The sequence below is a fragment of the Brevibacterium sp. p3-SID960 genome (assembly GCF_025144725.1).
Taxonomy (GTDB): Bacteria; Actinomycetota; Actinomycetes; order Actinomycetales; family Brevibacteriaceae; genus Brevibacterium.
On the sequence record NZ_JALXKS010000009.1, the window covers coordinates 14,726 to 28,297 of the forward strand.

Genomic DNA, 13,572 nt, shown 5'->3' on the forward strand with positions numbered 1-13,572 from the left:
GCGCCGGTCTCAGCGCACCGGCAGTAGCGTGCGCGCGTGCGGGATGATGTCGCCGAGCAGCTGGCGCATCCGCACAAGGTGCGGGCGCCGGTACTGCTCAGCGACGTACCGGGTGAGCGCGATCTGCTCATCGAAGCCGACTGATTCGAGCACCGACTCAGCCGCGGTGCGCAGCGCCTGCTCGTCCATGCCGTCATCGAGGAGCTCATAGAGCAGGTCGTACAGTGTGCGCTCCGGGCTGGTCAGCGCCAGCCCGGCCAGCTCGGCCTCCTCACCGGGACACACATCGCGTTCGTGGACGACGACCGGCAGCCGGGCGGCCCGGATGCGGCGCCGCACCCGGGTGGTGTACTCCGCGACCACCGGGGCCAGGCCCGAACCCCACCACACCCAGTGCGCCGACCGGTGGCTGAGCACCAGGCCCGGCAGGGGAGCGGCCTCGACGCTGCTGGCCCGCAACCGCGCGTCGACGGGCATGCCCACCGGCGCCCAGCACGTTGCTGAAAGCCGGAAGGCCAGCCCATCGAAGGTCAGCTCCATGAGCTCGGTGTAGCTCAGCGGCTCACCCAAACGCAGCAGATCACCCATGCCCCCACTCTGACCCACCGGAGCGGGCCAGACCAGACGCTGTGAGAATCTGTGGACACAGCACTGCGGCCCGCCTGGTCACAGGCGAGCCGCAGCCGGCAGTCTCAGACGGACACCGCCGTCACTGCATCTCCTCAGCCGTGCGCACGACCTGATCGCGCCAGGCGCGCCGGGCCTTCAGCGCCTCCCGCGCTGTGGCGATGTCGCTGTCCTTGCCGGCAGTCTCGGCCTTGTCCAGCTCGGCCTCCAGCTCAGCGATCGAGGCATCGAGCTGGGCGAGCATGCCCGAGGTGCGGGCCTGATGCTCGGGGTTCGTGCGCCGCCACTCGGCATCCTCCGCCTCCGCCAGCGCCCGTTCGACGGCCCGCAGCCCGCCTTCCATCCGGGAGATGTCAGCCCGCGGCACCTTGCCGGCATCCTCCCACTGATCCTGGATGACGCGCAGCTTCTCCTTCGCCGTCACCGGATCGGTGATCGGCAGCAGTGCCTCAGCCTCAGCCAGCAGCTGCTCCTTGACCTTGAGATTGCCGGCGTACTCGGCCTCAACCTCTTCAGTGGCCCGGTTGCGGGCAGCGAAGAACCGATCCTGGGCAGCCCGGAACTTCGCCCACAGGGCGTCGTCATCCTTGCGGCCGGCGCGCGGGGCGGCCTTCCACCGGTCCATGAGGCGCCGGTACTGCTGGGCGGTCTCACGCCAGTCGGTCGAATCCGACATCGCTTCAGCCTCGGTCACGAGCTTCTGCTTGATCCGCTTGCCCTCGGCGTTGCGCTCATCGAGGGCGGAGAAGAATTCGCGGCGGGCCCTGTCGAAACGGTTGCGGGCCTTGGAGAACCGGCCCCACAGCTGCTGGTCCTGCGACCGCGGCAGCCTGGGCGTCGTCGCCTGCACCTGCTTCCACTGCTCGAACAGCTCCTTCATGCGGGCGCTCGACTGCTTCCACTGCACCCGCGCTGGATCAGCGTCGGCGATCGCCTCGGCTTCCTCCACCACGGCGATGCGCGCCTGCAGGCCGGCGGCTTTCAACTCCTCATGCGCCTGCGCCTGCTGGGCGGTGGCCTCAGCGGCCTGCTCCGCCACGGCAACGAGCCGGGTGCGCAGCGCATCGAGATCACCGACGACCTGTGCCTCGGCCAGTGCCTCGCGCTGCGTTTCCGCCGCCTCGGCGACGGTCGCACCGGCGGCACCGGAAGCCAGGCGCTGCTCCAGCAGCGTGACGGCATCGACGAGATCGAGGTACTTCTTCGCGAAGTACTCCAGCGCCTGGGACTCATCGGCATCCGGGTACTGCCCGACCTCCCGCTCGCCGTCAGCGGTCGTGACGTAGACCGTCGAATCCTCACCGACCCGGCCGAACGTCTTCGCCTCGGCGATCTCAGCGGCCCGGTCGTGGGCGGGCGCCACGGGGGCGGCAGGGACCTGACCGGGCCGAGGGCGCAGGATCGCCGGCGACGGGATCGCAGACGGCTTGGGCACCGGTGCCGGCTTCGGCTTCGGGGCGTCGGAGGACTGGGGAGCGCCGGCAGGCGCGGGCGCGGAAGTGGGCTGCTGCGTCTCGTCGGTCATATGGCACCTTGTCGTCTCGTCGGTCGAATCCTGTCACGGATCACTCAACGCGGGAATGTACCTTCCCAGCATAACGACAAAACCGCGGGCTCCTGCCGCGCCCGGCACCGGCCGATACACTGGTGGTATGGAGATTGCTGGAGTCCGCGCCGAGTTCCTCGACGTCAACTGCTATGCCGTCGCCGCCGAGCATCCTGAGGGTCAGACACGCGAATGCCTGCTCGTCGACGCCGGCTTTGACTGTGCCCCGCGCATGAAGACGCTGCTCGACGAACTCGGCTGGACCCCGGTCGCGGTGCTGCTCACCCACGGCCACCCCGACCATGTGCTCGGCCTGCCCCGCCTGCGCGAGGTGTTTCCGCACCTGGAGGCCCATCTCGCCGCCCCTGACGTCTACCGGCTGACTGACCCGGACGGAACCCTGCCACCGGAGCTCGGGCAGATGCTCGGCGGGATGATCGGCGACTGGACCGCCCCCGAGGTAGTCGAGACCGCCGATGGTGCGTCCTGGCAGGCAGCCGGCCTGGCGATCGAGGCGACCCTGGCCCCCGGACACACCGAGGGCTCGACACTGTGGCGGGTGCGCGACACCTCGGGCGCGGCAGAGGATCTCGAGGTGCCCGAAGTGCTCTTCACCGGCGATGTGCTCTTCGCCGGGTCGATCGGGCGCACCGATCTGCCCGGCGGCGACGATGCGGCGATGCGCACCTCGCTGCGCAAGTTCGCCACGCTGCCTGACGCCCCGATCCTGCCCGGGCACGGGCCCGGCAGCACGATCGCCCACGAGCTGCGCACCAACCCCTTCCTCTGAACCCGGCTCCTGCTGTAAGGAGACCGGCGCATATGACGACCAGCCGGCCGGCTGGCACCGGCTGCCGCTTATGATGGATGCGGTCGGCGCCCACCACCGCCGGCTCCCACCTGGCAAGGAGAACGACTCACATGGCACAAGCCGCACGCCTGTCCGGATTTCCCGAGTGGCTGCCCGCTGACCGCATTGTCGAGGAGCGGGTCATCGACCTGCTCAAGCACACCTTCGAGCTCAACGGCTATGCGGCGCTGCATACGCGTGCCGTCGAACCGCTCAGCGCCCTGGCCAAGGACGGTGAGATCGACAAGGAGATCTTCGCCGTGTCCCGGCTGCACGGCGACCCGTCTGACTCCCGCAATCCGATGGGCCTGCACTTCGACCTGACCGTGCCCTTCGCCCGCTACGTCGTCGAGAACGCCGGCCACCTGTCGTTCCCGTTCAAGCGCTACCAGATCCAGCCGGTGTGGCGCGGTGAGCGCCCCCAGGACGGGCGTTTCCGCGAGTTCATCCAAGCCGACATCGATGTCGTCGCCGAGGACAGCCTCGCCGACCACTTCGAGGTCGAAGTCCCGCTGGTGATGGCACAGGCTTTCGACGCGCTGCGCGAACTCGGTGTGCCTCCGGTCAGAATCCTGGCCAACAACCGCAAGCTGCTCGAGGGGTTTGCCCGCGGCCTGGGCCTGGACGACATCCCGGAGGTGCTGCGAAGCCTCGACAAGTACGACAAGATCGGCCCCGAGCGGGTCGGCGAGCTGCTCGCATCCGAGTGCGGTGCCTCAGCAGCCCAGCAGCAGGCGCTGCTGAAGCTGGCGGCCATCGAAGCCGACACCTCGTCGTTCGCTGATGAGGTCCTCGCCCTCGGGGTGACGGACCCGCTGCTCGATGAGGGACTCGAATCCCTCGTCCGGCTCATCGATGCCGCCCACCTCATCCAGCCGGGCGTCGTCGTCGCCCAGCTCAAGATCGCCCGCGGCCTGGACTACTACACCGGTTCGGTGTACGAGACCCAGCTGCTCGGCCACGAATCGCTCGGCTCGGTGTGCTCCGGGGGCCGTTACGACTCCCTGGCCTCCAACGGCAAGAAGACCTATCCCGGCGTCGGTATCTCACTGGGCGTCTCTCGGCTGATGTCGCGCCTAGTCGGCAGGAACCGGATGCTGGCAGCGACCCGGTCCGTGCCGACAGCCGTGCTCATCGCCGTCACCGACGAAAGCGGCCGCACCGAAGCCGACGCGGTGGCCATGCAGCTGCGCAGCCGCGGCATCCCGGTCGACGTCGCTCCGGCTGCCAGCAGGTTCGGCAAACAGATCCGCTTCGCCGACCGCCGCGGCATCCCGTACGTGTGGTTCGTCGACGGTGAGACCGGTCACGAGGTCAAAGACATCCGCTCCGGTGAGCAGGTTTCGGCCGACCCCGAGCTGTGGACACCGCCTGCTGAGGACGTGTGGCCGCGGGTCGAACGCTTCGCCGGCGACGAGGCCTGAGCCTCAGCTCTCGCTCTGGACCTTCAGCTCTCGCCCTGGACCCGCAGCGGAGCGGCCGTGCGCGGCTCGGGGTCCGGGGCCAGCGAGCCGTCCGGGGCGATGTGGTCGAAGATCTCCGAGACCATCGTCACCACATGCGGGTCGTCGACGATGTAGAAGATGTGCTTGCCGTCCCGCCGCGAGGACACAAGCCCGGCCAGGCGCATCTTCGCCAGATGCTGGGAGACGACCTGCACGCTGACCCCGCATTTTCCGGCCAGGCTGCTGACATCGCGCTCCCCGTGGAGCAGATGCCACACGATGAAAAGCCGAGTCGACGAGGACAGCATCCGAAACGTCTCGGCAGCGACATCGACCTGGGCGGCAGTCGGCACCTCGGGAACCGCAGTTGTCTGGGGAGTGTCATGAGTCATCTGCAGCGTCCAGCCTTTCCATGAGTACCGCGCACTATGTGACTATCATGGTGCAAGCGCAGGGTCTGCACACCATCTGTGCCTGCAGACCAGAATCCCAGTCCTCACATCATGAAGGAGCCCCACCCCATGCTACGCACCCGTGAGGCGGCCACCCTCGGCACGCCCGACATCGACAGCACCGTCACCCTCACCGGATGGGTCGACCGGCGCCGTGACCACGGGGGAGTGGCCTTCATCGACCTGCGCGACTCATCGGGCATCGTGCAGGTCGTCGTGCGCGAAGACGTCGCCGACAAGCTGCGCAACGAAACCGTCATTCAGGTCACCGGCACCGTCGCCGCCCGCCCGGAGGGGAACACCAATGCCGGACTGGCCACCGGCGAGATCGAAGTCATCGACACCGCGGTCACCGTGCTCTCGCAGGCGGCACCGCTGCCGTTCCAGGTCTCCGACCATGCCGAGGATTCCGGCACCGTCGGCGAGGAGGTCCGCCTCAAGCACCGGTACCTCGACCTGCGCCGCAGCGAACCGGCCCGCATCATCCGCCTGCGCTCCGAAGCCAACAAGGCCGCCCGCCGGGTGCTCGATGAGCACCGGTACATCGAAGTCGAAACCCCGACGATGACCCGGTCGACCCCTGAGGGCGCCCGCGACTTCGTCGTGCCCGCCCGCCTGCGCCCGGGCTCCTGGTACGCGCTGCCCCAGTCGCCGCAGCTGTTCAAGCAGCTGCTGCAGGTCGGCGGCATCGAACGCTATTACCAGCTCGCCCGCTGCTACCGCGATGAGGACTTCCGCGCCGACCGTCAGCCGGAGTTCACCCAGCTCGACATCGAGGCCTCCTTCGTCGAACAGGACGACATCATCGCGTTGGCCGAAGACGTCCTCGCTGCGCTCTGGGAGCTCATCGGCCACACCATCGAGACGCCGATCCCGCGCATGCCCTATTGGGAGGCCATGGAGCGCTACGGCACCGACAAGCCCGACCTGCGTTTCGACATCGAGCTGACCGACCTGACCGAGTACTTCGCCGACACCCCGTTCCGCGTCTTCCAGGCTCCCTACGTCGGCGCCGTCGTCTACCCCGGCGGCGGGTCGCTGCCGCGCCGTCAGCTCGACGGCTGGCAGGACTGGGCCCGCCAGCGCGGCGCCAAGGGCCTGGCCTATGTGCTCCTCGGCGAAGACGGCACGCTCGGCGGCCCGGTGGCCAAGAACATCTCCGAGGAGGAGAAGGCCGGCCTGGCAGAAAAGGTCGGCGCGCAGCCGGGCGATGCGATCTTCTTCGCCGCCGACAAGCCGGCAGCCGCCCGCGCGCTGCTCGGCGCCGCCCGCAACGAGATCGCCGAGCGCACCGGCCTCATCAAGGACGGCGACTGGTCGTTCGTGTGGATCGTCGACGCCCCGGTCTTCGAACCGGCCGAAGACGCCGTGGCAGCCGGTGACGTCGCCGTCGGCGAAGGCACGTGGACGGCCGTCCACCACGCCTTCACCGCTCCGAAGCCCGAGTACCTCGACACCTTCGACACCGATCCCGGTGCGGCTCTGGCCAGCGCCTACGACATCGTCTGCAACGGCAACGAGATCGGCGGCGGTTCGCTGCGCATCCACCGCCCCGAGGTCCAGCAGCGGGTCTTCGACGTCATGGGAATCTCGCAGGAGGAAGCACAGGAGAAGTTCGGCTTCCTGCTCGAAGCGCTGAGCTTCGGTGCACCCCCGCACGGCGGCATCGCCTTCGGCTGGGACCGGATCGTCGCGCTGCTGGCCGGCACCGACTCGATCCGGGAAGTCATCGCCTTCCCCAAGACCGGAGGCGGATACGACCCGCTCACCGACGCGCCAGCGCCGATCACTGCCGAACAGCGCGCCGAGGCAGGGGTCGATCAGGACCCTGACGCCGAGGACGAATGAGCGACCTGTTCTCATCCGCCAACGAGGCGGCTGCCGGTGCCGATGAGGCACCGGCGGCCGCCTCTGGCACCGATCCCGAAAGCACCGGCGGCGGGCTGCTGAGCACAGAGGACCTGAGCGGCGTCAGCGCCCTGGACCCGCTGGCGGTGCGGATGCGCCCGCGCACTATCGACGAGATCGTCGGCCAGGAGCACCTGACCGCTCCCGGCTCACCGCTGCACCAGCTCGCCGAAGCCCGCACCGGGGCTCGTGCCGGCGCCACCTCGGTGATCCTGTGGGGCCCGCCGGGAGTGGGCAAGACGACGATCGCCCACGTCATCTCGCACAGCCCCAACCGCACATTCGTCGAACTCTCGGCGATCACCGCAGGTGTCAAGGACGTCCGCCAGGTCATCGAGAACGCTCGCAACGACCGGGAGCTCTATCAGCGCACCACGGTGCTGTTCCTCGATGAGATCCACCGCTTCTCCAAAGCCCAGCAGGACGCCCTGCTGCCGGCCGTGGAGAACCGGCTCGTCGTCCTCATCGCCGCCACCACGGAGAACCCGTCGTTCTCCGTCATCGCCCCGCTCGTCTCCCGCTCACTCGTCCTGACCCTCAAACCGCTGACCGACGAGGGCGTCGCTCAGCTCATCGACCGGGCGCTGGAGTCCCCGCGGGGGCTGGCCGGCACTTTCACCCTCGAGGACGACGCCCGCGACTACATCGTCCAGGTCGCCTCCGGCGACGGCCGGCGGGCGCTGACCGTCCTCGAAGCCGCGGCTGCCAGCGCGCGGGCCACCGCCGGCAGTGATGAGATCACCGCCATCACCCGGGAGCAGGCCGCCGAATCGGCTAACCAGGCTGTCGTGCGCTACGACCGGGCAGGCGATCAGCACTACGACGTCATCTCCGCATTCATCAAATCGATCCGCGGCTCCGACCCCGACGCCGCACTGCACTACCTGGCCCGGATGATCGTCGCCGGTGAGGACCCCAGGTTCATCGCCCGGCGCATCGTCATCGCCGCCGCTGAGGACATCGGCATGGCCGACCCGCAGGCGCTCCCGCTGGCCGTTGCCGCACAGACCGCCGTCGAGCGCATCGGCATGCCCGAAGGCCGCATCCCGCTGGCCGAAGCGGTCGTCTACCTCGCATGCGCCCCGAAGTCGAACGCCTCCTACACCGCCATCGACGCTGCGATCGCCGATGTCAGAGCAGGCAGGGCAGGCGAGGTTCCTCTGCACCTGCGCGACGCCCACTACCCAGGCGCGAAAGCCCTCGGGCACGGCGCCGACTACAAGTACGCCCACAGCTACCCGCACTCCGTTGCCGCCCAAGAGCACCTGCCCGAGTCGCTGGCCGGCGTGCAGTACTACTCGCCGACGGCGAACGGTGCTGAGAAGGGCATGGCGGAGCGCCTGGCAGCGATCGCCCGGCTGCGCTCCGGTCAGTGAGGCCGATCATACGACCTCATGCTCATTCCCATTTGCCCTGCACGTCCGACAGCCGGTAGGGTAGTGCGGTGCTGTGCCTGGCCGAAATCGGCTGCAGGGCGGTCGATGGGCTCCGGTCTCGCGGAGCCGATCCTCTTTCCACACGCGGAAACAGCAGCCTCCAGGCTGACCGAGACACCCGCTGGCGCGGGATCAGCGGAGGCAGAAGAAACACGAAAGGTTGGCATCCATGCCTGCACCCGCACGTTCGCGCCGCCAGGTCCGCCTCTCGCGGTCCCTGGGACTGCCGCTGACTCCGAAGGCCGAGAAGTACTTCGAGCGCCGCCCGTACCCGCCCGGTGAGCACGGCCGCGCCCGCCGCCGCAACGACAGCGACTACTCGGTGCGCCTGAAGGAGAAGCAGCGTCTGCGCGCCCAGTACAACATCCGCGAAGCCCAGATGCTCAAGGTCTACAAGGAGGCCCGCCGCGAGCAGGGTCTGACCGGTGAGAACCTCGTCGAGCTCCTCGAGATGCGTCTCGACGCACTCGTGCTGCGCGCCGGCTTCGCCCGCACCATCCAGCAGGCCCGCCAGTTCGTTGTGCACCGCCACATCATGGTCGACGGCCAGCGCGTCGATCGTCCGTCCTTCCGCGTCAAGGAAGGCCAGATGATCCACGTGCACCAGAAGTCCGCCGAGATGGAGCCCTTCCAGATCGCGGCTGCCGGCGGTCACCGCGACGTCCTGCCGGCCGTCCCGGGCTACCTCAAGGTCGACCTCGAAGCCCTGCAGGCGACGCTGCTGCGCCGCCCGAAGCGCGAAGAGGTTCCGATCACCTGTGACATCCAGCTCGTGGTCGAGTACTACTCACGCTGATCCACCGCCTGCGCAGACCCTGCGCAGCACCTCCTGCCCGGGTGTTCGCCACTGCGAATGCCCGGGCAGGTTTGTATGATGGCGCAGGAGGAACGCTCCGCGCCCGAGGCGCCGGCCACCGGCCGTGATCGCCACCCGCCTGACCCCGCAACAGTTTCGAAAGGTACGCATGAAGACTGCAGAGATCAAAAGGCGCTGGCTCGAGTACTTCGCCGCCAACGGCCACACCGTCGTGCCGTCAGCGTCGGTGATCAGCAGCGACCCGACGATCCTGTTCAACATCGCCGGCATGGTGCAGTTCATCCCGTACCTCTCCGGCCGCGAACCGGCCCCGTACCCGCGGGCGACGAGCGTGCAGAAGTGCGTGCGCACCCAGGACATCGAGGAAGTCGGCAAGACCACCCGCCACGGCACGTTCTTTCAGATGAACGGCAACTTCTCCTTCGGCGACTACTTCAAGGACGACGCGATCCGCTTCGCCTGGGGACTGCTGACGAACTCCGAGGCCGACGGCGGACTCGGCTTCGACCCCGGCCGGCTGTGGGCGACCGTGCACGCCGATGACGCCGAAACCATCGACCTGTGGCTGGAGAACACGTCGATCCCAGCCGAGCGGATCCAGACGCGCGGCAGCGAGGACAACTTCTGGCACACCGGACAGCCCGGCCCCGGCGGCTACTGCTCGGAGATCTACTACGACCGCGGCCCGGCCTACGGCGCCGAAGGCGGCCCGGTGGCCGACGAGGACCGCTACATCGAGATCTGGAACCTCGTGTTCATGGAGTTCGCGCTCTCCGAGGTCCGCTCCAAGGTCGACTTCACCATCGAGAAGGAGCTGCCGGCCAAGAACATCGACACCGGCATGGGCCTGGAGCGCGTCGCCTTCCTCAAGCAGGGCGTCGAGAACATGTACGAGATCGACGAGGTCTACCCCGTCATCGACGCCGCCTCGGCGCTGTCGGGCCGAAAGTACGGCGAGAACGAGGAAGACGATGTGCGCATGCGCGTCGTCGCCGACCACGTCCGTTCGGCCCTCATCATCATCGGCGACGGCGTGCGTCCGGCCAACGAGGGCCGCGGCTACATCCTGCGCCGCCTGCTGCGTCGCGCGGTGCGCGCGATGCGCCTGCTCGGCGTGACCGAAGCGGTGCTGCCGACCCTGCTGCCGGTGTCGAAGGACGCGATGAAGGACTCCTACCCGGAGCTGGAGACTGACTTCGACCGCATCTCGCGCATCGCCTACGCCGAGGAGACTGCATTCCTGCGCACCCTCGAATCCGGCACCCAGCTGCTCGGCCGCTCCGTCGACGCCGTCGGCGAGGGCGGCACCATCAGCGGCGATGTCGCCTTCGCCCTGCACGACACACACGGCTTCCCGATCGACATGACCCTCGAGATGGCCGCCGAACACGGCGTGTCTGTCGACGAGGAGGGCTTCGCAGCACTCATGGCCGAACAGCGACAGCGCGCCAAGGCCGATGCCAAGGCCCGCAAGGGCGGCCTCCACACCGACCTGTCGGCCTACTCCGCGCTGCTCGAAGAGGGCTCGACCGAATTCATCGGCTACGACAACCTCACCGCCGACTCCCGGATCCGCGGCGTCGTCGCGGCAGGGGAGAACGTCGAGTCCGCCGAATCCGGTGACGAAGTCGACGTCGTCCTCGACGTCACCCCCTTCTACGCCGAATCCGGCGGCCAGAAGGCTGACGTCGGCATCATCCGCGGTGACGGCTTCGTCGCTGAGGTCCTCGATGTGCAGAACCCGCTCAAGGGCCTGCCGGCCCACCGGGTTCGGATCGCCGAAGGCGCCCTGCACCCCGGGTCCGAGGTGCACGCCGAGGTGGATGCCGGCCACCGTTTCCAAGCCGCCCAGGCCCACTCGGCCACCCACCTCATCCACGCCGCGCTGCGCGAGGTGCTCGGCTCGAACGCCGTGCAGGCCGGTTCGCTCAACCAGCCCGGCTACATGCGCTTCGACTACTCCTTCCCGGAGGCCCCCTCGGCTGCCGCACGGGCCGAGATCGAGGACGCGGCCAACATCGCCGTGCGCGACAACCTCGACGTTGCGTACGAGTACATGCCCTTCGAGGATGCCAAACGCTCCGGCGCCCTCGCACTGTTCGGCGAGAAGTACCCCGACATCGTGCGCGTCGTCGACATCGGCGGCCCGTTCTCCCGCGAACTGTGCGGCGGCACCCACGTGCTGCGCACCACCGAAGTCGGCCCGATTTCGGTCGTCTCCGAAGCGTCCGTCGGCTCCGGCACCCGCCGCATCGAGGCAACCGTCGGCCTGAGCGCCTTCCGCGAACTGGCCAAGGAACGCACGATCGTGCAGTCTCTGTCCGACATGCTCAAGGTGCCCGGCCCCGATGTCATCGATCGCGTCTCCGGGCTGCTGGCCAAAATCAAGGAAGCCGAGCGGACCATCGCCAAGCTCAACCAGCAACAGGTGCTCGCCGCTGCCGGGACCGCCGTGGAGTCCGCTGAGCGGATCGGCGAGATCGTCTTCAGCGGCACCGAACTCGGCGAAGTCTCCTCCGGAGACGATGTGCGCTCCTTCGTCCAGGACGTGCGCAACCGCCTCGGATCCGAAGCCGCCGTCGTCGCTGCGATCGGCAACGCAGGCGGCAAGCCCAGCGTCGTCGTCGGACTCAATGACGCCGCACGCGAGGCCGGATACAAGGCCGGCGACCTCGTCAAGACCGCCTGCCAGATACTCGGCGGTGGAGGCGGCGGACGGCCCGACCTCGCCCAGGGCGGCGGCACCGACCTGAGCAAGGCGGCCGAGGCACTGGCCGCCCTGCGCCGCGAACTCGGAGCCGCATAGTGGCATTCCGCCACGGCCGCAGGCTCGCCCTCGACATCGGCTCGGTGCGCATCGGCGTGGCCCAGTGCGATCCCGACGGGATCCTCGCCACGCCGCTGACCACCGTGTACCGGCGTGACGGCGATGAGCGCGCACTCACCGAGCTCCACGCGCTCATCGTCGAGCACGAGCCGATCGAGATCATCACCGGACTGCCGACCTCGCTCGACGGCCAGCAGCGCGCCTCGGCCGGGGCAGCCCGCTCATTTGCGCAGGTCCTTGCAGGTCAGGCCGACATTCCGGTGCGAGAGGTCGATGAGCGATTCACCACCACCCAGGCGCACGGCGTGTTACAGTCAGCTGGCAGAAGCTCGCGTCAGAGACGCGAGATCGTCGATTCTGTTGCAGCGGTGATGATCCTGCAGGCGGCGATCGATCAGGAGAAGCGCACCGGCCAGCCCGCCGGCAGCCTCATCGACACGACCGAGGAGCCCTGAGGTGAACCTGTCAGAGGAGTTCGACGCAACCGACGACGGTCTCTCCCGCCAGGAGCTGCGGGCCAAACGGCGCCGGCAGATGATGCGCCGCAGGCGCACCGTCACCATCCTCACCGCCGTCGTGCTCGTCCTCGGCGTTGTCGGTGCTGTCGCCTTCTCCACCGCCACCGGAGTGGTCTCGGAGATCTTCGCCGAGAAGGGCGATTACGAAGGTGAGGGCAAGGACGAGATCGTCATCACCGTCATGCCCGGCAGCTCCGCCCGCGAGGTCGCCAACCACCTCGTCGAACAGGACGTCATCATGTCCTCGAAGCCCTTCCTCGACGAGATCGAGAAGCGCGATGCCGTCATCCAGGCCGGTGACTTCACCATGCGCAAGCAGATGAGCTCCGCCGCCGCCGTCGAAGCGCTCATCAACCCGCTGGCCAACCAGCGCCTGACCATCCCCGAGGGCTTCAGCATCAAGCAGATCAAGGGCCGCATGCTCGACTCCGGCATGGACGAGGCCGCGATCAACGAGGCGATCGACGACAAGAAGCCAGCCGACTACGGACTCGACATCGAGGCTCCCAACCTCGAAGGCTACCTGTACCCGGCGACCTACGAGATCAAGCCGAACATGACTGCCGAGCAGATGGTCCAGGAGATGGTCGACAAGACTAAGACCGAGATCGACGAGATCGGCATCCCAGCCGAGAAGGTCAACGAGGTCTTCACCCTAGCGAGCATCGTGCAGGTCGAAGCCCCCGGCAATCCCGGGGACCGGGCCAAGGTCGCCCGCGTGTTCCTCAACCGCATCGACAAAGACCAAGCGCTGCAGTCCGACGCGACCGTCAGCTACATCCACGGCGCCCGCTCCGACCTGACGACTACGCAGGAAGAGCGCGAATCCGACAGCCCCTACAACACCTACAAGCACACCGGGCTGCCGCCGGGGCCGATCAACTCGCCGAGTGCCGAAGCGGTCGAAGCTGCGCAGAACCCCGCGGACGGCAGGTGGCTGTTCTTCGTCGCCGTCAACCCCGACACCGGTGAGACGAAGTACGCCGAGACGTATGCCGACCACCAGAAGAACGTCGAAGAGTACCGCGTCTGGCTGCGCGAGCACCGCAAGAACAACCCGAGTGACGGCGCCGAAGGCGAGGGATGAGGTCGAACCCGGGCCGAGAACAGGCTGAGATGATGTCGTGAGGTGGTCAGACCACCTCC

The 13,572-nt window shown here is 68.2% G+C and carries 11 protein-coding genes; 8 read left to right on the forward strand and 3 right to left on the reverse strand.

Annotated elements, in window-relative coordinates; all coding sequences use genetic code 11:
* Positions 1-9: 9 nt before the first annotated feature.
* The gene (locus M3B11_RS04390; RefSeq protein WP_259875545.1) at positions 10-588 is read right to left on the reverse strand and encodes a hypothetical protein; all 579 of its coding nucleotides are present in this window, start codon (positions 586-588) and stop codon (positions 10-12) included.
* A gap of 121 nt (positions 589-709) precedes the next feature.
* Positions 710-2,152 carry a DUF349 domain-containing protein gene (locus M3B11_RS04395; RefSeq protein ID WP_259875546.1) on the reverse strand — a complete coding sequence of 481 codons (1,443 nt, stop codon included), beginning with the start codon at positions 2,150-2,152 and terminating at the stop codon, positions 710-712.
* Between the two features lie 127 nt (positions 2,153-2,279).
* On the opposite strand from M3B11_RS04395, the gene M3B11_RS04400 reads away from it, so the two are divergent.
* Positions 2,280-2,963, forward strand: coding sequence for an MBL fold metallo-hydrolase (locus tag M3B11_RS04400; protein ID WP_259875547.1), 684 nt, complete (start codon positions 2,280-2,282; stop codon positions 2,961-2,963).
* Positions 2,964-3,094: 131 nt separating this feature from the next.
* Positions 3,095-4,447 carry a histidine--tRNA ligase gene (gene hisS / locus M3B11_RS04405; RefSeq protein ID WP_259875548.1) on the forward strand — a complete coding sequence of 451 codons (1,353 nt, stop codon included), beginning with the start codon at positions 3,095-3,097 and terminating at the stop codon, positions 4,445-4,447.
* 23 nt (positions 4,448-4,470) lie between these two features.
* Here the strand turns inward: hisS and M3B11_RS04410 are convergent, their stop codons facing one another.
* Positions 4,471-4,860 carry a helix-turn-helix transcriptional regulator gene (locus tag M3B11_RS04410; RefSeq protein ID WP_259875549.1) on the reverse strand — a complete coding sequence of 130 codons (390 nt, stop codon included), beginning with the start codon at positions 4,858-4,860 and terminating at the stop codon, positions 4,471-4,473.
* A 129-nt stretch (positions 4,861-4,989) separates the two neighbouring features.
* Here M3B11_RS04410 and aspS point away from each other — a divergent pair, with 129 nt between their 5' ends.
* The 6 genes from aspS to mltG all read left to right on the forward strand — a co-directional run bounded on the left by aspS (position 4,990) and on the right by mltG (position 13,513).
* A complete protein-coding gene (gene aspS, locus M3B11_RS04415) occupies positions 4,990-6,768 on the forward strand; it encodes an aspartate--tRNA ligase (protein ID WP_259875550.1) in 1,779 nt (592 codons plus the stop codon).
* Positions 6,765-8,204: a replication-associated recombination protein A gene (locus M3B11_RS04420; protein ID WP_396121528.1), complete on the forward strand. Its 1,440-nt coding sequence runs from the start codon at positions 6,765-6,767 to the stop codon at positions 8,202-8,204. The genes aspS and M3B11_RS04420 overlap by 4 nt, the downstream gene beginning before the upstream one ends.
* Before the next feature lie 229 nt (positions 8,205-8,433).
* Positions 8,434-9,060 carry a 30S ribosomal protein S4 gene (rpsD, locus tag M3B11_RS04425; RefSeq protein ID WP_102160322.1) on the forward strand — a complete coding sequence of 209 codons (627 nt, stop codon included), beginning with the start codon at positions 8,434-8,436 and terminating at the stop codon, positions 9,058-9,060.
* A 169-nt stretch (positions 9,061-9,229) separates the two neighbouring features.
* Positions 9,230-11,887, forward strand: a complete 2,658-nt coding sequence (alaS, locus tag M3B11_RS04430) for an alanine--tRNA ligase (RefSeq protein ID WP_259875551.1) — start codon at positions 9,230-9,232, stop codon at positions 11,885-11,887.
* Positions 11,887-12,363 carry a Holliday junction resolvase RuvX gene (gene ruvX, locus M3B11_RS04435; RefSeq protein ID WP_311197716.1) on the forward strand — a complete coding sequence of 159 codons (477 nt, stop codon included), beginning with the start codon at positions 11,887-11,889 and terminating at the stop codon, positions 12,361-12,363. The genes alaS and ruvX overlap by 1 nt, the downstream gene beginning before the upstream one ends.
* A 1-nt stretch (position 12,364) precedes the next feature.
* Positions 12,365-13,513 (forward strand): endolytic transglycosylase MltG, encoded by a 1,149-nt coding sequence (gene mltG, locus M3B11_RS04440; protein WP_259875552.1) that lies wholly within the window; start codon positions 12,365-12,367, stop codon positions 13,511-13,513.
* Positions 13,514-13,572: the final 59 nt, after the last annotated feature.

What these genes read in the sequence shown, in the direction of transcription:
- M3B11_RS04390 (WP_259875545.1), bottom strand. Translation starts at nt 588, where the DNA reads ATGGGTGATCTGCTGCGTTTGGGTGAGCCGCTGAGCTACACCGAGCTC.
- M3B11_RS04395 (WP_259875546.1), bottom strand. Translation starts at nt 2,152, where the DNA reads ATGACCGACGAGACGCAGCAGCCCACTTCCGCGCCCGCGCCTGCCGGC.
- M3B11_RS04400 (WP_259875547.1), top strand. Translation starts at nt 2,280, where the DNA reads ATGGAGATTGCTGGAGTCCGCGCCGAGTTCCTCGACGTCAACTGCTAT.
- hisS (WP_259875548.1), top strand. Translation starts at nt 3,095, where the DNA reads ATGGCACAAGCCGCACGCCTGTCCGGATTTCCCGAGTGGCTGCCCGCT.
- M3B11_RS04410 (WP_259875549.1), bottom strand. Translation starts at nt 4,860, where the DNA reads ATGACTCATGACACTCCCCAGACAACTGCGGTTCCCGAGGTGCCGACT.
- aspS (WP_259875550.1), top strand. Translation starts at nt 4,990, where the DNA reads ATGCTACGCACCCGTGAGGCGGCCACCCTCGGCACGCCCGACATCGAC.
- M3B11_RS04420 (WP_396121528.1), top strand. Translation starts at nt 6,765, where the DNA reads ATGAGCGACCTGTTCTCATCCGCCAACGAGGCGGCTGCCGGTGCCGAT.
- rpsD (WP_102160322.1), top strand. Translation starts at nt 8,434, where the DNA reads ATGCCTGCACCCGCACGTTCGCGCCGCCAGGTCCGCCTCTCGCGGTCC.
- alaS (WP_259875551.1), top strand. Translation starts at nt 9,230, where the DNA reads ATGAAGACTGCAGAGATCAAAAGGCGCTGGCTCGAGTACTTCGCCGCC.